Source organism: Halocatena marina (assembly GCF_023276375.1).
Taxonomy (GTDB): Archaea; Halobacteriota; Halobacteria; order Halobacteriales; family Haloarculaceae; genus Halocatena; species Halocatena marina.
Genome location: NZ_JALLPK010000001.1, coordinates 520,287 through 541,119, shown reverse-complemented (window position 1 = coordinate 541,119; position 20,833 = coordinate 520,287). Strand labels below are relative to the sequence as shown.

The following is a 20,833-nucleotide window of genomic DNA, read 5'->3' as shown; positions in this document are numbered from 1 at the left end:
CGGCGTACACAGTGATAAGCAGTGGATCTAGGACGTGGTCTGAGAGCACCGTCATGGTTGTTAGATAGCTCGTTCTCGTCCGTCGGGATCGTGATAACGATCGGCATAGATGTACAGACCAATTCCAATGATGACGAACAGACCTATGATAAGACCGAATTCGCCCACAAGACCGCCTTTGCGGATTGGACCGGCAATAACGATACCCCGCCCGAGGGCAACGAGTGAGCCACCGCCCTCCTGTGACCCGTGCTGTAGTACATTTGTGAACCGCTTCGCGTAGGGAAGCGCCCCGCCAGTCGCTGTAAAGCCCCACAACCCAATGGCGAAACAGCTGACAAGAAGACCGCCAAGACCGGCATACTGCTTCCAGCGATCCATCAGAGCGTCACCCCCGCGGATACCTTGTGCTCAGTGCTATCAGCGATCCCAACGAGGTCGGGGCGGATCGAGGCGAGGAACTGGACAATCAATCCCGTCAGGAGTCCCTCAACGACTGCAACACCAAGATTAATGGCGACCATCCCGGCAACAGCGATCGTCAGATCCGAACGAGGAAGCGCACTGCCGTTCACTCCACTGATAACGACAATTGCGCCCATTAGGATGGCCCCAACCGAGAGACCAAGGATTGCGGCACTCGCGCTCGCCGGAAAGACGTCCCAGTCCAAACGGAGCAGCATTCGGAACGCGTAGTAGGCGACAATAGCCTCCGACGCATTGACGAGTGTGTTCGCGCCTAACAGGCCAATAGCACCGTGACCGAGGGCAGCCGAGAAAATGTTCACGACCAGCGCGATGAGCGACCCGAGCAGTGGTCCAGCAAGAATGCCAACCAGTCCAGTGAGGTTCATATGAACACCACCCCAGACGGGGATGTTTAGCTGGAAGATCGCAAAGCTTGCGGCTGCCCCAATCCCCGCAAGCGCTATTTGACGTGTTTTGACTCCATTCGTCCGCACGCGGTAGAGGACTGTCCCAATCAGTGCAACACTAATGGTCGTCCAGAGAGCCAGTGCCCACAGTGGGAACGAACCCTCTCCGAGATGAATGTGTGCCATAGTTAGTAACCTGCAGATAGAATATAATAACATTACCTATTTTTTGTTGCCATCATAATAATCATTGGGTAGGAAGAGATTATTATTGATAAGACAGTCATCGCTGTCGAATACGGCTCACTTGCGTAACGCTCTCTCGTTTCAGTGAGATTCGCGGTTGGCTCTCAATACCTCGCCACTTAGGCAGTGAACTCATCTCGTACAAACGTAACGCAGTCGACGAACTCGTGGGCATGACGATCGTGTGCGAGTTCGTGGAATCGAGGGGCACGTCCGATGATCGTTACGAATGGTTCCTGAATGATTGCTGTGTCAATATCACCCTTCGCGAGCGCCGTTACGACGCTCGGACCAGAGCTGAATCGTTCGACAGTGACGTCACCTGGAAGGTCGTCGTAGTATCCCTCTTGTTGCATCACCTCATGTTCTATATCCGATGAATAGAGGTGTAGGCGATGGTAATCGAAGCGGGCGCTCTACCGACGGGATGAGTGAGACGCCAAGTCATTCCTAAGCCGACAACCGAACTCACTCCAAGCCCGGAAATTATCATCGTTTGATATATTCATTGAATTTACTAATATAGATTATAGATGTGGTAATCTCTATGGAAGCAAAGTTAGCTATTATTACTCAAGAGTGTGTGGCGTATAGTCGTTACTCAGGGACGGAACCGTTCGAAAAACGGGTCTGGTGAATGAATCAGTTCATGTCGGCAAGTGATCCAAAGTCATCCATGGGAAGCACCGAGTAGTCGACGGTGAGCGTGTCCTTTGTGGCTCGAATCTTTCCGACGAACGTCGAAATTTCTTTGAGAGCGCCTTCGAGGACGAACAGTTCCATACAATGACGTCCACCGACATGGCTGTGGAAATTTGATGCGACGGTGTTCTCGTGTTCGTGGCGCAGTCGCATCATTTTTGCTTCGACGGTGGTCGTTTCGTAATCAAACACGACCGTCACGACTCCCATCAGCTCACGGTCTTCGAGCTTCTTATCGTCAAATTCACCGAGAAGATTACGACTTGCTTCTCGGATAACTTCGCTTCTCCCTGTGTACCCATGATCATCGGCGAACTGGTCGAGTCGTTCGAGCAACGCTTCTGGCATTGAGACACTGACGACGCTCATATAACAATATAAACTCTTTTGATTATTAAGAATTAGTATCTATAGTCTTATTGAATAGAATTTTATATCTACATCAAACGGTCGGTTATCGATACATGAGCCACGACAATGAGCAGACTTGTTGCGACTGGCGAACACGTGCAGTCGTTTCGCTGGCTCATCGTCTGAGAACGTATGCGAGGCTACCGAGTATGATCGCCATCGGGACAGCTTGTGTCAAGGCATCGATTACTGGCATCCCCGTGTAGCTCCTGATCGCCACCCAGCCAACCAGCCACGCGCTGGTGAACAGTACTGCCCACTGGGCGGGCGAAAGCTGATAGGCCGTCGCGTGTGAGTAATCTGGGAGAGAACGATCACTCATTATTGAATCACATTCGTACCAGCAGACACGTGGCAGCGCTCCACGATCTCGTCGAACAACGCAGTAACGCGAGCCTCGATCTCTTCACGTATTTCACGCACGCGGTCTCGTTTCTGGCCACGAGGGTCGTCCAGTGCCCAGTCGTGAACATCAAACACCGGAGCCATCTGCGAGCGGCCAGCGCTCCGGACACACAAGGCAAGGCGAATCGATGCTGCCGCATTGGTATCCGTCGTCATTGTCGTGTCTCGTGATCAGTCGTCATCAGTCATCGGATCGGAGGCTGAGGCAGTTACGCTTCCAGTCTCGGCATCGTTCCAGTCGGCATTCCGTCGGAAATAGAGCGCAGCGTTGACCAGCGCGAGTAACACCGGTACCTCGATCAGCGGGCCAATAACGGTCGCGAACGCGACGCCAGAGCCAACACCGAACACTGCGACTGCGACCGCAATCGCGAGTTCGAAGTTGTTCGAAGCTGCCGTGAACCCAATCGCGGTTGTCGTCGAGTAGTCGGCTCCGATGCCGCGTCCCATCCCGAAGCTCACGAAAAACATCACGACAAAGTAGATCGTGAGCGGAACAGCGATCAACAGGACATCTACCGGCGCAGCAACGATGTTCTCGCCCTGTGTAGCGAACATTACAATTACAGTGAACAATAACGCGACCAGCGTCAACGGATCGATCTTCGGAATCAATACCTCATCATACCACGTTTTACCTTTCACTCGAGTGCCAAGATAGCGAGTGAGAAACCCACCGACAAATGGTATACCAAGGAAAACGACGATTGCCTCGAACACTTGGATTGGTGTAATGCTAAAACTCGTAATCCCGGCAACGAGTGCATCCATTCCTAAGAGAGGTGGCAGGAATAGTCCGAAGAACCAGACGTACACGCCGTACGTAATGATTTGAAAGAGGCTGTTGAATGCGACCAGCCCAGTGACGTATTCGGTCGAACCATCTGCGAGTTCGTTCCAAACGAGTACCATTGCGATACACCGTGCCATCCCGATAAAGACGAGTCCAAGGAAGTACTCGGGTCGCGCGGGCAGACCAGGAACGAGCCCACTGAAGAACACAACCGCTAGCCCGAACATCAGGGTAGGGCCAATTAACCAGTTCTGTACGAGACTCAGCCCGAGCACCCGCCAGTTACTGAACACGGTTGAGAGCTGTGAGTAATCAGCCTTGGCCAGAGGAGGGTACATCATCAGCACAAGCCCGATTCCTACGAGATGGAGATCCTGAATCGGTTGTGTCACCGACGGTGCAAAATAGCCGATTCCCACGCCGATTGCCATCGCGCCAAAAATCCAGACTGTGAGATACTTATCGAGGACATCCATCGAGCGTGGATCTCCACAGCTCTCACAGTCACAGTCCGGGCCGTGCTCGTGAGCCTCGGCGTTACTCATTGCTCACGCTCCCTTTGAGGACAGTAACGAGCCCAGCGTCGACAAGCGCCGACAACGCGTGACTGAGTCCGCTCTCGGTCACGTCGACAACTGCGTGTAGCTTACAGACACAGAGCTCTTCCTGTGCCGCTACAAGAACTCGAACGAGTGCGTATTGCACCTCGTTGCCGAGTGCCGCGAACACATTGAGTTCAGCTGTTACCTGCTCTGTTCTAAGTGCTGATTCGAGCGCGCTGAGGTCATCAAGCCGACGTTCAACATCCTCGCTACGACACTCCTCAAGTTCATCATTAAGAGAGCGTCGAAGCCGCTCGGTCGTTTGTGCCATCAGCAATCAATTGAATATTTGCTCAAGTAATTGTTTCGGTTTCTACCTATAGAACACAGATTGTGCTTTGAGTCCTGATCTACCACCGTTTACAAAACAGTAAGTAAAGTCATTTGAATAGAGTCTAAATCAATGTGCGAGGTATGCTCGGACGACAAAGCCTCTTAACTTCGAGCGTTCGAACCACAGACTATTGCTGATTATAGCATCTCGACAGAGAGATCGAAATCTAACGATTTTATCGATATTTTTGTGATTCGATCATATTTCGAATAATCGTAAGACAGTGCGTGAGAGCTGAATCGTAATCATCTCGAATAGAGCGATCTGGGCGGCTCGAATCGTCCATGGAGCCTGTTTGGAGATGACATTCTGATACGTTCATAGTCTGTAGTGGTGTCTCCTCTAGTATGAAAATCACAAACACCAACACAGATTCACTGGTACTTCGATCTCACGCTCAGTGAGCGGTTCATTTGCGTCGCGGCAATCGTTTTGGGCGAGCAACACGTACGAAAACCATGTCCCTGTCATCCCGTCGCCCGCGTGGACTCGCTGTGCTGATTGGAGTGTGGTTGCTCGTGATTGCTGGCGTTGGCGTTCTCATTGCCTCCCAAGCGATCAGTGCGCTTCTCACCAGTAGCAGCCTTCCATCGGTGCTCCTCTTTGCGGGGTCGATGGCACTGGTCTTTGGCTACTTGAGCTACCGGACGAGCACCAAGCGCCTCCTCTCTCGCCTCCCGGTGACAGCCCTCTCGCAGTCCCGTGCCCCGAGCATTCACGCGAGTGTCGATCGTCTTACACAACGGATGCGGCTCGATCGACCAGAGATCTACACTGCGCGTCTTGGTCAACCCAACGCGTTTGCGCTCGGAAGTGGGACCCTCGTGATTGATCACTCGCTCGTCCGCTTGTTAACACCAACAGAGCTCGAGGGCGTTCTCGCTCATGAATTCGCTCATCTCGAAGGCTACGACAGTCTCCTGCGCATGCTGGTTATGAGCATTCTACGGATGGCGACATCCTTCGTGCTCGTGATGCTCGTGCCGTTCGTCGTCGTTGTCTTTCTGGGCTGTTGGGGACTATCGCTCGTCGTGGACCGTCCACTACGCGGCCCTAAAAGTGTGGGGAATGGCTTTCGACGTGGAGTGATCAGACTCGTAATCGGTTTGCTTATCGCTCCAACGCTGGCGCTGCAGGCCTACTCCCGCCGCCGGGAATACGCTGCCGACCAGCGAGCAGTGGCAATCCTCGACGATCCGTTGGCACTTGCTCGTGCGCTCAAGAAGATCCAGCGTGCAAGCGAGCCTGGCTGGGGACTGTTCTCGTGGCTGCTCCCGACACACGATCGTCAGACGGAACAAACACCGTTAGAACGAGCACTTGCAAGCCATCCACCGACTGATGAGCGCATTAGCCGCGTCCGCGAGGCTGCAAGTGCCACAGGAACGAGTTCTGAAACGAGCCACTGGCGACACATCGAGATCGACTAGTTCCCGGGAACCAGTCGCTAGGCGGCACTTGGTTGATGGCGAGACAATCTGAGAGATTAATGTCCATCGTCCTCTCAGTCAATGAGCCAGTTCGATTACCCCGAGATCACATCTGAAAATAGTGTCGTGATTATTTCCTGTTCGATGAAATTCCGTAACTATATTATCAATCTTCCTCAGATATAATATAACATTGTGACTAATGATTCATCTGCAGGATTCCAAGCGCTCATCACTGATCCAAATATGTTCTTCCGACATCGGACGGAAAGTCCCAACTTCCTCAGTCCAGTTGGGATCGTGTTGCTCGTAGCTGTACTGACGAGTATCGCAGCACTCCCACGGGCGGATGTCGCTAGTGAGCTCGCAACGAGCATGGTTCAATCGCAGGGCCAACAGGTGAACCAGAGTGTATCTGGCGTGATCTCTGCGGCCTCGAATATTCTCGCGGTTTTCGGTGCGGTGCTCGGTACCGTGATTACGTGGGGACTCTACGCGATCGTGTTTTACCTCATTGCTCGTGTTGCTTTCGACGGAAACGGATCGTTTACTGATACGCTAGCGCTCACTGGCTGGGGATTCGTCCCAGCGATCTTCGACAAACTCGTCAGTATCGCTGCCGCGTACTACGTTTTTGGCGGTGAGACACTTCCGGCAGGAAGCCACGCTGCTCAAAACGCCTTCGAGCAACTCCAGTCGGACCCAGTCCTCTTGATTGCAGGCGGGATTGGGATCGGTCTATTGCTCTGGAGTGGAGTTCTTTGGGTGTCTGCGATGGAACACCTCCACAACCTCTCGCGGATAGATGCGTTCATTACTGTCTGTATCCCTCTCGTCTTGGGGCTTCTACGACGACTCAACGGACTGCTTTGACCAATCACTCTTGAGAGTAATGAGTGAAATAGAAAATCGTAGAACAGCAAAACGTGTGCGTCAATCAGTGATGATATTAGGTATCCTGGAAACGATACTGGAAGCTTGGCAGTGGTGCTGCCATTCTCTACAGCGTGATGAAACCATCTGAATATCGATAACCTACATATGTGATTTGGGTGGGTAAAATCACCGGACGGGTCGATCGAGTCTTGTTTATAAGGTAGCTTCCAATTCCTCAAGATCATCCACACTCAATGATCAAGTCGATGATAATTTGAGCATTGTGGGTGATGAAATCATCAACGTTACGAATACGCCGGTCTGTCGTGGTACGAACTGCAGTGAGCAGATCAACACGCTGAGAGACCCTTGATATAGAATATCGAACACCCCGAGGGTCCCGATGCTCAATCGACGTACCAATACATCGACCAAGAGAAGGATCATCGGTTTATGGCCCTGCACACGAAGCAGCGAACGCAATCGTCTCACAGTCTAGAAAGCATGTTCACTAATATAATCAAAAGTGCTATCAATAACGACACCACAGTCGGAACCAGCAGAGAAAGAACGTGACGGAGTGAAAATATGGATGAGATAGAATAAATAAATTAGAGATGGGTTATAAAAAATGAAAATACAAAACAATATAATTGCAGCCATTTTTTGGATTTGTAGCTTTGCATTGGTCCACACATACGCACTGTATCCAGCAATTCTATCAATTATCAGTCGGATTGTCGAGTCAGACCACCAAGAACTTCCTGCAGATCTCCCGACGGTATCGTTGGTCATCGCCGCGTACAACGAAGAGGACGTGATTGCAGAGAAGATCGAGAACAGCATTGCGCTTGACTATCCAGCAGAGAAGTTAGAACTCATCGTGTTTTCGGACGCATCGTCTGATCGGACAGACGAGATCGTCGAGTCGTACGCCGATGAAGGCGTCGAACTGATCCGCGTTGAGGGCCGCGTGGGAAAAACCGAGTGTCAGAACGTGGTCGCAGAACAAGTTGGAAGCGAGATCATTGTCTTCTCTGATGCAAATAGCATGTACGATCCGGACGCGATCCGTGAGCTCATTCGAGGATTCGGGCCGTCTGTCGATTGCGTTGTGGGAGAGCTTCGATACAGCGACGATAGTGATGTGGATGGTGAATCCACGTACTGGCGGTACGAACGGCTCATCAAACGACTCGAATCGAAGCTCGGCTCCATCGTTACCGGCAATGGCTCGATCTATGCCGTTCGTACGTCATCGTACGTTCCGCTCCCACGGGATGCGATCAGTGACTTTGCAGAACCACTGGCGCTTATCGAAAACGGTTCACGCATCGCGTACGCGCCGACGGCTATCGCACGCGAGCGGACAGATCAGTCGGTCGAATCCGAACTCTCTCGTCGAGTTCGGATTGTCACTCGATCGTGGAACACGCTATCTGACCACACTGCTCTGTTGAATCCACGTCAGTATCCGGTGTTTTCGTTCAAATTGTTCTCCCACAAAGTGTTCAGATGGCTTTCACCGGTGTTTCTCGTCGGGGCCCTTGCGACGAGTGTTGTTCTGACACTGGTGACGAGGGGACTGTTCTACCCCGTCGTTCTGGGGTTCCAGATCGTGTTTTATCTCTGTGCGCTGGTCGGTGCGATCAGTGATCGAGTTGGGCGGCAGGTTTCGTCGATCTTCCATATCCCGTACTACTTCGTCGTTTCGAACTACGGCATGGGTCTTGCGCTTGTAAATTTCCTGAAGCAGCGCAACATCGTCACGTGGGAAACCGCAGAACGAGCAGCCGACGACTGATTTGAGTTCTGTCTCGACGATATCTACCAGACCATTCACGCCGTATCGTCCTGTGCGTACACACCTACAGTGGCCCCTGCCAACGCCCAGAACGGAAACATTGTTGTCAGCTTGATCGTTGGAATGGACCAAAACGCAAACGCTAGCCATCCGATAAATCCACAGAGCATTCCGACGAGCAGTGCCCCATCACTGGAGCGGGGGATGGCCTTCCAACCGTACCACAGAATACTCACGAGTATCACAACCATGAGTACAAATCCAGGAAAGCCGGCTTCGGCCAGCATTGCGAAGTACATGCTGTGTAGCGGTAGTGGTTCCGGAAAGCCGTATTCGGACGTGTAGTACACGAAGTTTGCACCACCGATACCGAACAGTGGGTTCTGTATGAAGAGATCAACGCCTGCCACGTACTGCTGTACACGAATACCAAGGTTGGCGATGTTAAAAAATGGAATTGAGAGGCTCTGGAGAGACGAGTTGATGGCTTCAAATCGAGAAGGACCACCGAGTCCACCACCGCCACCGCCACCACTGACTCCAACTCCACTACTAACCTCTGTGACTGCCGATTTGTTTCCAGCAGTTGACGAAGGGAAGAAGAGTGCGATGATGCTCAGAGGCACGGTAAACACGACCCATCCGAGCGATATCAGCCGACTACGTCCCGATATAGCGTGTGAGGAACGCGAGACAATCGAATCGAAGAGTGAGGTATGATACAGACAGACAAGTGCCAAACACACACAAATGAGGGTCACAATGAGCCCGCCTCGTCCTGCATCGGTGGTGGTTCCACGCAGGATGGCGATCATCAGTATCGTCAGTCCCAAAAGCACTCCCCGCTTTCGCCCGGTCTCGCGGACAGCGAGGACAATAGTCAACGGAACGGCGAGGACAATGAGACTCGCTAAATGGAACGACATTCCCGTGAATCCAGCGACGTGGGTCCCGAATGAGAACTGGCCGAAGGGGCCAAGCGTGATCCACGAAAGTGCGATCCCGTCACCCTCACCGAGTGTCGACAACCCAAAGACGTCCTGATTCAAGAACTGGCCGACCGCAAAAGCAGACTGGGCGAGCACTGTCCCAATGAACAACCATACAACCGATCGAAAGGAGAGAATCCGCTGTTGGACAGTGTACCGAAACAGACTGAATACGATCAGTCCTTGAAACATCAACAACGAAAAGAACAGTGCTGCATCAACACGAACCGTCGCACCGAACACCGCCGAAAGCACTGTCCAACCGACAAAGAGAGCAAACAATTCTTCGACACGAGTGCGTCCATCGAACAACGCCCGGTGTTTCGTGAACAGTACGAGGCCAACCGAAGCAATGAGCGGGAGCTGTGCGAGCCACAGTCGGGGACCGAGATGACCGCGAAAGAGCGAGGTGTAGGCTTCGCTGGCCAGAGGGACGTCTGCAGCGAACATTGCGGTGACGAGCAGTGCGATGAGCGAACCAATAAACGGTTCTCGAAACCAGACTGCAAGGACGCCATAGATCGAACCAATCAAAACAACAAAGAAGAGAACCGGAGCACCGGTGAGCATCGAAAGCGCCGGTGCAACGAACGTGAGTCCAAATATGAGCACTACCGACAAGATGACGAAAGAGTGGCCATTGGAAAGTGGAGCAGGGGCATCCAAGAACCGTTCGAATGGATTACTCAGATTCATTGAATTGGTCCTCGACAATATCACATATTATTCTTTGGAAACGGCGGCGACCAAAACGTTCTTTTACATTCTCAGTGGTTGACGTCAGCTCAGACTGGAGTTCGGGAGTCGAGAGCACGTGATCGATTTTTTCGACCGCGTCGTTTTTGGCCTCGTACAGCAGTTCTGCTCGTTCATTAACGATCTCGCGCTGGCCACCCCCGTCTGGAACGAACGGAATAGTGCCAGCCGCAGCCAGTTCAGCGACAGCCATCCCGAAGTGCTCGTGATTCTTTCCGTGGATTCCGTATTTGTGCGTACAGATCAGGTCAACGAGTTCCTTCCGGCTTAGGATCCCTTCGAGGTGAACGAACTCGTGTTGGTCGGCTGCCGCTTCGACGGATTCTATGTACTCTTCACCGTGAGGTGGGCCGACGATGTGAAGATGGACATCGTGGCCGCGATCGTGCAACGCTGCAACGATCTTGATGGTGCGAAGGACGTTCTTCTTTGGGCCGATTCTGCCGACCGAAACGAATCCATCTTCTCGCTCGTCCCACGGCGTATCCACGAAGCCATCTGTGTCGACTGGCGGATACACCACTTGCGGACGAACGCCGTAAGTTTGCTCGGTCACATCTGCAGTCCACTCCGAATTAGCAAGGAGATGGTTTGTGCTGATCTGCTCGGTATCGAATCCTTCAATCCCCTTGCACAGTTCGTCGTAGACGCTCAACAGCGTACTGTCTGCACCGCCGTTCGTCCATCGTCGGAACTGGGGCATGTGAATATACTGCAGCGACCGACCAGCGAGGCTGAGCTCATTGTACGTACAAAACACCATGTCAAACTGGTCGGCCCGGCTGGCCATCAGACGAGAAACGAACGCGTTCTTCAGCAAATGAAGACTCTTGGTCTGTTCGTACAGCGTTGGTGTCACCAACCCTATCTGCTGGACCTCGATTGCGTGTTCGTCGACCTCAGTGTTGTAGTAGCTGTTTAATTTGGTGAAATCGGGGTGTGTCAGCGTCAGTAGAGTGACGTCATACTGGTCTTGCAGCGCTTCAATCACGTTCATTCCCACACCCTCTGCCCCACCCATCTCCATTAGATTATGGTGGGCAATCGCTATTGTGTTTGTATCATTCATTGTGATCATTTGGAAGCCTTATCGATGCAAAGCTCTTCTTTTGATCGGCAATCGCCCGGTGCCTTCCCACAAAGCGAAGGCACCACACGACCGAGACCGGCAACGCGAAGCAGCAGTGCTCCACGGTCGCAAACCAACACTCTGTCCGAATCTGCGACATCTCTCGACAGATTCGCCAGTCATCGAGTGGCTCATTGGATACACCGTTTACGATAGTTGTCCAATAACCTTCCGACATCGCATTCTTATGTAGTGTGTACGTGTGTGTCGGTTAACGAATCTGAGGAGTGTCACTTCGGTAGTATTATATCCGCAAGAACGGTCGTACTGAGCATGGTTTCGCTCGCACTCGTGGTTCTCGATACACTCAGGAAGGATGCGTTCGATCGTCATTTCGAATGGCTCCCTGGCCGCCGATTCGAGCGTGCGTATTCTACAGCAAACTGGACTGTTCCGGCCCACGCATCTCTCTTTTGCGGCAAGTATCCGAGCGAACTCGGAACCCACGCCAAAAATATGACACTTGACTGTGATGACCCGACCATCGCAGAAGAACTCCGTGCAGCTGGCTACACGACGCGAGCGTTTAGCGCAAACACAAACGTCACCGGATATTTTGACTTCGACCGGGGGTTCGATGATTTCAGAGTACCAAAACAGATCGGCCATCTGAACGACGACAATATATTCGATTTCAGAGATTTTAATCAGCGAACCGATGCGGAAGGGTTAGAGCACCATAGCAAACTCCTTTACGAAATCGTAACCAGTGACGCAGCAACGGTACCCTCAATGGTTGCACTCGCACGGAAGGTTCGGGGCGAAAACAATGGTGTCAAATACGGTGGACTGATCGAAGCGCAATCGGAACTCTCTGATATCAGCTTCGGCGAAGAGGAGTTTCTGTTTTTGAATTTTATGGAAGCCCACGAACCCTACCGAGTTCCTCCTTCGTACAGAACCGTTGACGAGCCGTCGATGACGAACTCTGTTGGCGACATCTACTTCGGCTCTGGCACCTTCGATGCAGAACAGACAACACAGGCGTATGAGGACTGCGCGACGTATCTTTCTGATAAATATCAAGCGTTGTTCAAAGAGCTACGTGAGACGTTCGATTATGTCATCACGCTCGCTGATCACGGCGAACTACTCGGTGAACAGGACGCCTGGGGACACGAATACGGCGTGGCATCCCCCCTGACGCATGTTCCGCTCGTGATCACTGGCAACGGACTCGATGGAACATGCACAGATACAGTCAGTCTTCTGGATGTCCACCAAACAGTACTCGACATTGCGGACGTCGATGGTGGTGCTCGTGGACGATCGCTGCTTGAGGAAGGAGATGAAAACGAATATCTGACGGAGTATCTCGGACTTACATCATGGAGTGAGCGCAAGTTGCATCAGAACGGATTTGACGATCAGATCGAACAGTACAACGAGCAACTCCGTGGATACGTCACACAGAGCGGGTCGTACGGGTACCAGACTCAAGATGAATTCATTGCTACGGATGATGAAAGCGTGTCCGATCTGCAACACCGATTAGATCAGCTCGTCTCCGAGCTCGACATTCGAGCAGTAGAGACGGACAACGATGTCCCCGATGAAATTAAAGAACAACTCGAACACCTCGGATACGCGTGATCGAGGTGCTCGATAACAGCCATCCGAAGTATTAATGATTGCAGGTATATACTCGCCAGTATGGGCAATCCTTTGCGTCTCTCGGGCACTCTTCTGAAGGAACTCCAGGAACCTCACAAGCTCAGACATAGATTGGTCCGATTGGGAGTAAAGGTAAGTCGACGGGTCTCTACCGCACGGTATCCACCCGACGACGGAATTGACGTGTTTGATCGAGAGTGGGATAATCTGCTTATCCTCGATGCGTGTCGGTACGATCTTTTCGAAGAACATCACGAATTCCCCGGGACACTATCGAAGGTCCGGTCAGCAGGGAGTCACAGCCGTGAGTTCATCACCCGAAACTTTCTCGGAACGACACATCACGATACGGTCTACATCACATCGAACCCGTTTGCATCATTGCTCGATGGCGACACTTTCCACGCGGTTATCAATCTGTTCGACGACGAATGGGACGAGGACGTTCACACTGTGCGTCCTGAGTCGGTTGTCGCGGCTACCATCGAGGCCCACGAGGCGTATCCGGAAAAGCGCATTATCGCTCATTTCATGCAGCCCCACTACCCGTTTCTTGGTGAGCGTGGGTCACAGTTCGAATCGGGAGGAGTGAGTGGTGACGTGGTTGGCAATGGTAAAAATACCAACACTGCTCCGTCTATCTGGCACTTGCTCGACATCGGTCGGTCGCCTGTGGATAGTCAGACGGCTCGTGAGGGTTACATCGAGAATTTTGCGCTTGTACAGGAGCATGTTCAGGGACTGCTGGGCGAACTTGATGGCAAGTCCGTCATCACGTCTGACCACGGAAACCTGCTTGGCGAGCGGCTCTGGCCGACACCCATTAGAAAATTCGGCCACCCAGAAGGGGTCCGGAAACCAGGGCTGATCGAGGTGCCGTGGCACGAAATACCGTTCGACCAGCGCCGAACCACCACTGCCGACACGCCAGAAGAGTCAGAAGCAGTGTCAGATTCGGTTGTGGAACAGCGCCTCGAGCATCTTGGATACGTCTAAAGCATCATCCCCCTGATGCAGATTGGATGGAAAAAGACAAGTCGACAGTACAATGAAACACCTTCATAGATTCGCTATATGATAGATACTCCACTCATTGCTCTCATTTGCCTCTGGCGTGCGCATAGCACTGTGATTGCTATCGAAGGGCTACGACGGCCACCGACGCCTGCTTGTTCTTGACTCTTAAAAATGTACACAACGTTCAAGCACAATTATCGATATTCTAACGGACAAGGCTCGAATCGCAACCATGGGGACGTGAACCCACCACGAACGCAGCACTACGGACCATCGGGTGGGTCAACAGATGGGTAACGAGTCGAGTGGACGACTGGGGCGCTTCCTCAAAGGAAGCTCTATCATCTTCGTCGGATTCATCATCCAGTTGGGCCTCGGTTTCGTTGGAAAACTGCTCATTGGTCGGCTACTAGGCAACGTCAACTACGGGCTGGTCAACATCGGGGTGACAGTCATGTCGACGGCCGGAATTATCCTGCTGTTGGGACTCGATACAGGGATCAGCCGGTATCTCCCACGCCAGGAGCGATCGGCAGACCGACGGGGAGTGTTAGTGTCGGCGTTCAGTGTCGTAATGCCCGTCGCTCTCATCGCAGGAGTGCTCATGGCTGTTTTTGCCGGCGATATCGCCAGTATCATCTTCAAAGATCCCGCTGCTGAGCCCATCATCCAAATCTTCGCGATGACGCTCCCCGTGATGATACTGATACGGCTTACCGGTGGCACCATCCGCGGACAGCAAGAGGCATTACCACGAGTACTGCTCCAGAACATCGGACTGCCGGTGGTTCGGTTCGGATTGATCGTCGTCGTTGTCCTTGCGTTGGGACTCGGTGCGGCTGGTGTTTCGAAGGCGTATCTGGGGGCATACGCGCTCATCGGCTTGGGAGCGTTGTACTATCTATACCGGTACACGAATCTGTTCGATCGCACACCGGCGACCCCCATGCGACGAAAGCTTCTGGTGTTCTCAGCACCGCTCATCATCGCGTCGACGATGAACATGATTCATGCGAATATCGACGTGTTCATCCTGGGATTCTTCCAATCAACTGGTGAAATAGGCGTCTACACCGCAGTCTATCCGCTTTCAAAGCTGCTCAAAGTAGGTCTTACGACGTTCGGCTTCTTGTTCATGCCGCTCATTTCTGAGCTGCACTCTAACGGTGAGCGTGGAGAGATGCGCCGAACGTATCAAATTGTATCGAAATGGGTGTTGCTGATGACGCTTCCAGTGTTGTTGGTGTATCTCACGTACCCCGACATCGTGATCCGATACACGTTCGGTCCAGAGTACATCTCTGGTGGGCTTCCACTGGCGGTACTCTCGATCGGCTTTTTCGCCCACACCGTCTCCGGGCCGAGCGGTGACACCCTGACGGCGCAGGGCAAATCCAAACTGGTGATGATCGACAATATCGTGGTGGCAGTCGTGAATGTGGGGCTGAACCTGATTCTTGTCCCGCGATACTCGGTGCTCGGTGCGGCGATTGCGACGACGGTGGCGTTTCTCGCGATGAACAGCCTGTACGTAATTCAGCTGTACCGGTCCATCGGCGTGCATCCGTTCAGACGAGCCACACTCGGCCCAGCACTCGGTTCGATCGCTGTCTGGGTGGGACTCACACAACTCGTAGGCGCCGTCTGGACGGTCACTGGTCCGTTGTTTTTGCTGCTCACCACCGTGTTCGGTGTCGTCTATCTTGGGCTCATCCTGGTACTCGGGGGGATCGAAGCTGAGGAAGTCGATCTCATTGAGAAGGGAGAAGAGAGGACGGGGATCGATCTGGGAGGACTTCGTGCTGTTTTCGATCGATTCTCACAGTGATCGCCTTGGAGACACGCCATCAATCATTGTTGGATCCCAGCGTGCGACGGCTCACGAAGAAGCCGTTGTTTTGCTCGAAGATCGCCGGCTACTCCGTAATGCTGTGAACGAAACAGAGCGTCAGTCCTTGCTCGAGTGCGTAGCTCGTAGTGAATCCGGCACAACCAACGATGGATACGTTATCAGCGATGGCGTCGTGGAATTGTCTGAGCGTAGAAGTGAAAGCGTGAGGGATAGCGATTTCCTCGACAGTGTGGAGATCACGCAGGAACTGAGATGTCAATTGTCAAGAATTTGATGGCTCAGTATACGATCCGCTCAGCGCCTATCTACAGCCGAAAACAGCTCACCCAACTGTTCGGTAACGGCCTGTTGTGAGAAGTTTTGCACACAGTATTCTCGACAGTCCGTGCGTTCATCCAGCATTGTTTCTGGATCGCGTCCAAGGAACTGATTGAGCGTCGTCGCTACTGCCGTCGCCGACGCCGCATCGCACACGAGCCGCTGATCGAATGAGCCGAGAACCTCTGGATTCGCGCCGACTGGAGTCGCGACCACAGGTGTCCCACAGCTGAGTGATTCGATCGTCGAGAGACCGAACCCTTCCAGTTCTTTCGTGGGGACCACCGAACAATCGGCTGCAGCGTAGTACGTCGGCAGCTCATCTTCTGGAACAAATCCAAGAAAACGGACGTTCTCATCGAGACCGAGTCGTTGGACCTGTTGTTCGAGCGACTCTCTGAGATATCCTTTTCCCCCGATAAGCAACAGCGCATCTGGGTGACTCTCGACCACAGACTCCATTGCATCGATCAGCAGATCCACTCCGACACGGGGTTTGAGCCGTCGAAACGTGATCAGGATTGGGCGATCAGTAGGGAGGTCGAGCGTCTCTCGAGTTGATCGTGGATCTTGTTCGAAGGCGAACCGGTCAGTGTCGACCGCAAGTGGGAGAATTTCGGCATTAGAGACCGAGCCGTGAATCTGCTCCATCTCATCGCACATGAACTGGCTTCGAGCCAGCACTCGCTCTGCCGAGCTGACGACGTGTTGCTCGATCCGTTCGAACACGCGTGCAGCGCCCTTGGCCATCGGCGTTTTCCAGCCGTATTTGCCCTGTTCGGCCTCAATGGCGATTTCGCCCGCCATCGGCGCGTGGTACGTGTAGACTTCAGGGATCGAACAGTCTGCCCGCTGGAGTCCGATCGATTGGACCGGGTTGTGGACGTACGCTACCTCAAACTCGTACTGTTCGTGAAGACGGTCAATCAGCTTCGGAAGCCGTCCAACAGTGTAGAGCGGGTAGAGATGATATCTGCGCGACTCCTTTGGAGGTGCACGATAGCGATACAGTTCGTATCCATCACTCGATTCGTGAAGCGATATGTTTTCGTCGAGTGCTCGCGTTACGACGACGACATCATGGCCCGCAGCCACCAGTCCTTCGACCTCGTTCAGTAGCGATTTGGCTATACCTCCCATCCGCTCTGGCCAGAATCCATCGACGATTACTAGCAGTGTCTTCGTCTCAGTCATACATGCTCCTTACCAAACGGGGTTTACAACTCGTTCGGACACAGGTTGCGATTGTGTGAGACGTGGTGTGATCGTTTCGATTCTGTGTGCGTGGCCAATGGTGTGACGTCACGCCCGTGGACGTTTTTTGAGCAATCTACCAGGTGATTCCCTCGTAGATGATGTCATCCTTGCGCGTGATAACACGCCGACCGTCGACAACGACTGGATCTGCCATCTGATCGAATTCCTCGTCGAGCGCGCTGAACTCGTCCCAATCAGTGACAACAACCGCCCCATGTGCGCCGTTGAGTGCCGCCGCCGCTGATTCTGCGTAGTCGATGTCTGGAAACGTCTCTTGCATGTGTTTGGTTGCGACGGGGTCGTATGCGACGATGTCTGCGTTGTGCTCTTGGAGTCTCTCGATCGTTGGTTTTGCCCGTGAACCACGGATGTCGTCTGTTCCGGATTTGAAGGCCAGTCCGAGAACGGCGATCCGACGATCCGATACGTCAACGTGTTTTTTGAGCAAATCGAGCAGCCGCTTGGGCTGTTTTTCGTTCACTTCAACGGTGGCTTCGAGCAACGACGGTTCGTAGTTCACATCGCGAGCTGCAGCAATGAGCGCACGGGTGTCTTTTGGAAAACAGCTGCCACCCCAGCCCACACCGCTTCGCAGAAACTGTTCACCGATTCGGTCGTCGAGGCCGATGGCGGCTGCGACCTCGTAGGCATCGACACCGTACTCTTTACAGAGATTTCCAAGTTCGTTTATCAGGCTGATTTTCGTGGCGAGAAACGCGTTGTTCGCGTATTTGATCATCTCTGCCTCCCGAACACCGGTATCGACCAGCGCCGGTTCAGATTCTGCCAGCAGCGGTTCGAACACGGCGGTGAGCAGTTCAGTGGCGCTGTCGGTCCGTGTCCCGAACACCACTTTATCGGGGGTCTGAAAGTCCGTGACAGCTGTACCCTGGCTGAGGAATTCGGGGTTCATCGCCACGTCGATCCGTTGGTTGGTCTCTTCGCCGGCCGCATCATTCAAGAGTGGGTAGAGCACGTCTTCAGTTGTTCCAGGAATCACTGTGCTCTTGACGACGACCAGATGATCGCTGTCCTTGGTGGCGAGTGCTTCACCAAGCGTGCGTGCGCTCGCCTCAATTGCCGACGTGTCGATGCTTCCATCAGCATTCGATGGTGTCGGCAGCGCGAGAAACGTCACATCGGTGTCTCGAACAGCAGCGTAGTCAGTCGTCGCCTGAAGTCGGTTGCCGCCGTACGCGTCGATGAGCTCATTCAGTCCAGGCTCGTGGATCGGCGCAGTCCCGTGGTTGAGTTGGTCGACGACCTGCTCGTCGATATCGATGGTCGTCACCGTATGACCAAAATCAGCAAAACACGCGGCAATTGTCGTGCCGACGTAGCCGCTCCCAACGATACTGATATCCATTAGCGAAGTGTTCCTGCCGACGACCTTCAGTGTTTTCGATGCGCGCAAGTAGGAAGTCTTTATACACTATACGTTGTGTTTGCGAATAGTATGGACGCTGTCATCTTAGCTGCTGGAAAAGGAACTCGTCTCCGTCCTCTGACTGATGACAAACCCAAGGGGATGGTCGAAGTCGACGACAAGCCAATTCTTACGCACTGCTTCGAACAGCTGGCGGCGATTGGCGTCGATGCGTTTGTTGTCGTGGTTGGGTACCGCAAGCAAGACATCATCGACCATTACGGGGATGCATTCGACGGAATTCCGATCACCTACACCCATCAACGCGAACAGAACGGGCTTGCCCACGCGTTACTCACCGTCGAAAATCAAATTGATGATGATTTCGTATTGATGCTCGGCGATAATATTTTTCAAGCGAATCTACAGGACGTCGTCACCCAACAGCAGACAACCAATGCCGACGCCGTGTTTCTCACTGAGGAAGTCCCGTACGAGCAAGCGAATCGGTACGGTGTGTGTGTGACCAACGGCGACAACGAAATTACAAACGTGATCGAAAAGCCCGAAGAGCCTCCATCGAACACGGTGATGACCGGCTTCTATACCTTCTCTCCTGCGATCTTCCATGCCTGTCACCTTGTTCAGCCATCTAATCGTGGTGAGTATGAGATTAGCGAGGCCATCGATCTGCTGATTCACAGCGGTCGGACAATCGAGGCAGTAACGATGAATGGCTGGCGTGTTGACGTTGGGTATCCTGAAGACCGTGACAGGGCCGAACGCTTGCTCGAACCAGACACACAGTGCGAAGATAACATTTGAGCAAGACCGATAGTCCTTAGTCAGGATGCGAATGAATTGAAATATGGATGGAAAGCGCGTTCTTGTTACGGGCGGTGCTGGGTTCATCGGATCGAACCTCGCAAACCACCTTGCGGAGCTAAATGAGGTCATCGCGATCGATGACCTGTATCTCGGTACGCCAGAAAACCTCGATTATTCTGTCGAGTTCCACGACGCGAGCGTCCTTGACGACGAACTTCCCGGTACCAGCGATATTGACGTCCTGTTTCACCTTGCTGCACTCTCCTCCCGGAACATGCACGAGGAGCACCCACAACAGGGAGTCCGCGTTAACGTTGAGGGGTTCGTGAACACAGTCGAGCAGGTTCGCGAGCAGTGTGACACGGTTGTTTACGCTTCGACGTCCTCAATTTACGGCAGTCGAACCGAACCCTCCCCAGAGGACATGGAAGTCACGGCACGCACAGGGTATGAAGCCTCGAAACTTGCCCGTGAGAAGTACGCGGAATACTACTCGAACCATTACGGGATGACGATGGCAGGACTTCGATTTTTCTCCGTCTATCAGGGCTACGGCGGCGCAGAAGAACACAAAGGCGAGTACGCAAACACGATCGCCCAATTCGCAGATGAGATCGTCAACGATCGCTCACCCGAATTATTCGGAGACGGCTCACAGACACGTGATTTCACCCACATCGATGACATCGTTCGCGGGCTCGAAGCTGCTGCCGACCACCGCCTAGACGGTATCTACAACCTCGGTACCGGCGAACGCTACGATTTCAACACAGTAGTCGAGTTGCTCAACGAGGAGCTTGGGACCGATATCGAACCGGAGTACATCGAAACACCGTTCGACGACTACGTTCACGATACACTCGCTGACAGCACGAAAATGAAGGAAGCGACCGGCTGGGAACCGCAGATCGACTTCGAGGAAGGCATCGAACGAGTCTGTGCGCCATATAAGTAGATCATTGCAGAACGTTCAATTTTTTGTCGTAATGATATTTATATTCTCTAACTGGCCTTTGAGTTGTTACCTATGATATCGGAGAGCAGTTGCGCGTGGTCAGTTTAGGACAAATGAAATACGATTCCTCGTTCAGCGGCATTCTCATACAGAGCATTCAAAGAATTCACAATGACAGAATCTCTCATTCAGTATCGTGGTATGAGGTTTATAGCCGAAAGACGCAACCAGACAGCACATTCCGCGGATTTCGTATTCGGAGCAACCGTATGTC

The 20,833-nt window shown here is 52.9% G+C and carries 20 protein-coding genes; 8 read left to right on the top strand and 12 right to left on the bottom strand.

Annotated features, from left to right (window positions below; all coding sequences use genetic code 11):
* Positions 1–60 precede the first annotated feature (60 nt).
* From MW898_RS02645 to MW898_RS02610, 8 genes are all read right to left on the bottom strand, one after another.
* Positions 61–381, bottom strand: a complete 321-nt coding sequence (locus MW898_RS02645; protein WP_248904302.1) for a cobalamin transport operon protein — start codon at positions 379–381, stop codon at positions 61–63.
* Positions 381–1,061 (bottom strand): energy-coupling factor ABC transporter permease, encoded by a 681-nt coding sequence (locus tag MW898_RS02640; RefSeq protein WP_248904301.1) that lies wholly within the window; start codon positions 1,059–1,061, stop codon positions 381–383. The genes MW898_RS02645 and MW898_RS02640 overlap by 1 nt, the downstream gene beginning before the upstream one ends.
* Positions 1,062–1,240: 179 nt before the next feature.
* Positions 1,241–1,477: a type 2 periplasmic-binding domain-containing protein gene (locus tag MW898_RS02635; RefSeq protein WP_248904300.1), complete on the bottom strand. Its 237-nt coding sequence runs from the start codon at positions 1,475–1,477 to the stop codon at positions 1,241–1,243.
* Positions 1,478–1,763: 286 nt separating this feature from the next.
* A complete protein-coding gene (locus tag MW898_RS02630; protein ID WP_248904299.1) occupies positions 1,764–2,192 on the bottom strand; it encodes a CopG family ribbon-helix-helix protein in 429 nt (142 codons plus the stop codon).
* Between the two features lie 157 nt (positions 2,193–2,349).
* Positions 2,350–2,556: a hypothetical protein gene (locus MW898_RS02625; RefSeq protein WP_248904298.1), complete on the bottom strand. Its 207-nt coding sequence runs from the start codon at positions 2,554–2,556 to the stop codon at positions 2,350–2,352.
* The gene (locus MW898_RS02620; RefSeq protein WP_248909816.1) at positions 2,556–2,795 is read right to left on the bottom strand and encodes a low molecular weight phosphatase family protein; all 240 of its coding nucleotides are present in this window, start codon (positions 2,793–2,795) and stop codon (positions 2,556–2,558) included. The genes MW898_RS02625 and MW898_RS02620 overlap by 1 nt, the downstream gene beginning before the upstream one ends.
* A gap of 15 nt (positions 2,796–2,810) precedes the next feature.
* Positions 2,811–3,977 carry an ACR3 family arsenite efflux transporter gene (gene arsB, locus MW898_RS02615; protein WP_277999750.1) on the bottom strand — a complete coding sequence of 389 codons (1,167 nt, stop codon included), beginning with the start codon at positions 3,975–3,977 and terminating at the stop codon, positions 2,811–2,813.
* Positions 3,970–4,305 (bottom strand): ArsR family transcriptional regulator, encoded by a 336-nt coding sequence (locus MW898_RS02610; protein WP_248904297.1) that lies wholly within the window; start codon positions 4,303–4,305, stop codon positions 3,970–3,972. The genes arsB and MW898_RS02610 overlap by 8 nt, the downstream gene beginning before the upstream one ends.
* 521 nt (positions 4,306–4,826) lie before the next feature.
* On the opposite strand from MW898_RS02610, the gene MW898_RS02605 reads away from it, so the two are divergent.
* From MW898_RS02605 to MW898_RS02595, 3 genes are all read left to right on the top strand, one after another.
* The gene (locus MW898_RS02605) at positions 4,827–5,798 is read left to right on the top strand and encodes a M48 family metallopeptidase (RefSeq protein WP_248904296.1); all 972 of its coding nucleotides are present in this window, start codon (positions 4,827–4,829) and stop codon (positions 5,796–5,798) included.
* 195 nt (positions 5,799–5,993) lie between these two features.
* On the top strand, positions 5,994–6,671 hold the full coding sequence (locus MW898_RS02600; RefSeq protein ID WP_248904295.1) for a Yip1 family protein: 678 nt from the start codon (positions 5,994–5,996) through the stop codon (positions 6,669–6,671).
* A gap of 634 nt (positions 6,672–7,305) precedes the next feature.
* Complete coding sequence (locus MW898_RS02595; RefSeq protein WP_248904293.1) at positions 7,306–8,478, top strand: glycosyltransferase family 2 protein; 1,173 nt, start codon at positions 7,306–7,308, stop codon at positions 8,476–8,478.
* Positions 8,479–8,513: 35 nt separating this feature from the next.
* On the opposite strand, the gene MW898_RS02590 is transcribed toward MW898_RS02595, so the two are convergent.
* Both MW898_RS02590 and MW898_RS02585 read right to left on the bottom strand, forming a co-directional pair.
* Positions 8,514–10,163, bottom strand: a complete 1,650-nt coding sequence (locus MW898_RS02590; RefSeq protein ID WP_248904291.1) for an O-antigen ligase family protein — start codon at positions 10,161–10,163, stop codon at positions 8,514–8,516.
* Positions 10,150–11,292, bottom strand: a complete 1,143-nt coding sequence (locus tag MW898_RS02585; RefSeq protein WP_248904289.1) for a glycosyltransferase family 4 protein — start codon at positions 11,290–11,292, stop codon at positions 10,150–10,152. Before MW898_RS02585 ends, MW898_RS02590 begins: the two co-directional genes overlap by 14 nt.
* Positions 11,293–11,625: 333 nt before the next feature.
* On the opposite strand from MW898_RS02585, the gene MW898_RS02580 reads away from it, so the two are divergent.
* The 3 genes from MW898_RS02580 (at position 11,626) to MW898_RS02570 (ending at position 15,811) form a co-directional block, all read left to right on the top strand.
* Entirely contained in the window at positions 11,626–12,945 is a 1,320-nt protein-coding gene (locus tag MW898_RS02580; RefSeq protein WP_248904287.1) for a sulfatase-like hydrolase/transferase, read from the top strand.
* A 60-nt stretch (positions 12,946–13,005) separates the two neighbouring features.
* Positions 13,006–13,962, top strand: coding sequence for a hypothetical protein (locus MW898_RS02575; protein WP_248904285.1), 957 nt, complete (start codon positions 13,006–13,008; stop codon positions 13,960–13,962).
* A 310-nt stretch (positions 13,963–14,272) separates the two neighbouring features.
* The gene (locus MW898_RS02570; RefSeq protein ID WP_248904283.1) at positions 14,273–15,811 is read left to right on the top strand and encodes a flippase; all 1,539 of its coding nucleotides are present in this window, start codon (positions 14,273–14,275) and stop codon (positions 15,809–15,811) included.
* 318 nt (positions 15,812–16,129) lie between these two features.
* Here MW898_RS02570 and MW898_RS02565 read toward each other — a convergent pair whose 3' ends face one another.
* Positions 16,130–17,347 carry a glycosyltransferase family 4 protein gene (locus tag MW898_RS02565; RefSeq protein ID WP_248904282.1) on the bottom strand — a complete coding sequence of 406 codons (1,218 nt, stop codon included), beginning with the start codon at positions 17,345–17,347 and terminating at the stop codon, positions 16,130–16,132.
* A 136-nt stretch (positions 17,348–17,483) separates the two neighbouring features.
* Positions 17,484–18,776 carry a UDP-glucose 6-dehydrogenase AglM gene (gene aglM, locus MW898_RS02560; protein WP_248904280.1) on the bottom strand — a complete coding sequence of 431 codons (1,293 nt, stop codon included), beginning with the start codon at positions 18,774–18,776 and terminating at the stop codon, positions 17,484–17,486.
* A gap of 90 nt (positions 18,777–18,866) precedes the next feature.
* Here aglM and aglF point away from each other — a divergent pair, with 90 nt between their 5' ends.
* Positions 18,867–19,601 carry a UTP--glucose-1-phosphate uridylyltransferase AglF gene (aglF, locus tag MW898_RS02555; RefSeq protein ID WP_248904278.1) on the top strand — a complete coding sequence of 245 codons (735 nt, stop codon included), beginning with the start codon at positions 18,867–18,869 and terminating at the stop codon, positions 19,599–19,601.
* Between the two features lie 43 nt (positions 19,602–19,644).
* Positions 19,645–20,559: an NAD-dependent epimerase/dehydratase family protein gene (locus MW898_RS02550; protein WP_248904277.1), complete on the top strand. Its 915-nt coding sequence runs from the start codon at positions 19,645–19,647 to the stop codon at positions 20,557–20,559.
* The last annotated feature ends 274 nt before the right edge of the window (positions 20,560–20,833 follow it).

Coding starts and splice junctions, on each gene's coding strand:
- MW898_RS02575 (WP_248904285.1), top strand. CDS start 13,006: ATGGGCAATCCTTTGCGTCTCTCGGGCACTCTTCTGAAGGAACTCCAG.
- MW898_RS02585 (WP_248904289.1), bottom strand. CDS start 11,292: ATGAATGATACAAACACAATAGCGATTGCCCACCATAATCTAATGGAG.
- MW898_RS02570 (WP_248904283.1), top strand. CDS start 14,273: ATGGGTAACGAGTCGAGTGGACGACTGGGGCGCTTCCTCAAAGGAAGC.
- aglF (WP_248904278.1), top strand. CDS start 18,867: ATGGACGCTGTCATCTTAGCTGCTGGAAAAGGAACTCGTCTCCGTCCT.
- MW898_RS02635 (WP_248904300.1), bottom strand. CDS start 1,477: ATGCAACAAGAGGGATACTACGACGACCTTCCAGGTGACGTCACTGTC.
- MW898_RS02550 (WP_248904277.1), top strand. CDS start 19,645: ATGGATGGAAAGCGCGTTCTTGTTACGGGCGGTGCTGGGTTCATCGGA.
- arsB (WP_277999750.1), bottom strand. CDS start 3,977: ATGAGTAACGCCGAGGCTCACGAGCACGGCCCGGACTGTGACTGTGAG.
- MW898_RS02640 (WP_248904301.1), bottom strand. CDS start 1,061: ATGGCACACATTCATCTCGGAGAGGGTTCGTTCCCACTGTGGGCACTG.
- MW898_RS02625 (WP_248904298.1), bottom strand. CDS start 2,556: ATGAGTGATCGTTCTCTCCCAGATTACTCACACGCGACGGCCTATCAG.
- MW898_RS02565 (WP_248904282.1), bottom strand. CDS start 17,347: ATGACTGAGACGAAGACACTGCTAGTAATCGTCGATGGATTCTGGCCA.
- MW898_RS02630 (WP_248904299.1), bottom strand. CDS start 2,192: ATGAGCGTCGTCAGTGTCTCAATGCCAGAAGCGTTGCTCGAACGACTC.
- MW898_RS02610 (WP_248904297.1), bottom strand. CDS start 4,305: ATGGCACAAACGACCGAGCGGCTTCGACGCTCTCTTAATGATGAACTT.
- MW898_RS02590 (WP_248904291.1), bottom strand. CDS start 10,163: ATGAATCTGAGTAATCCATTCGAACGGTTCTTGGATGCCCCTGCTCCA.
- aglM (WP_248904280.1), bottom strand. CDS start 18,776: ATGGATATCAGTATCGTTGGGAGCGGCTACGTCGGCACGACAATTGCC.
- MW898_RS02620 (WP_248909816.1), bottom strand. CDS start 2,795: ATGACGACGGATACCAATGCGGCAGCATCGATTCGCCTTGCCTTGTGT.
- MW898_RS02645 (WP_248904302.1), bottom strand. CDS start 381: ATGGATCGCTGGAAGCAGTATGCCGGTCTTGGCGGTCTTCTTGTCAGC.
- MW898_RS02595 (WP_248904293.1), top strand. CDS start 7,306: ATGAAAATACAAAACAATATAATTGCAGCCATTTTTTGGATTTGTAGC.
- MW898_RS02580 (WP_248904287.1), top strand. CDS start 11,626: ATGGTTTCGCTCGCACTCGTGGTTCTCGATACACTCAGGAAGGATGCG.
- MW898_RS02605 (WP_248904296.1), top strand. CDS start 4,827: ATGTCCCTGTCATCCCGTCGCCCGCGTGGACTCGCTGTGCTGATTGGA.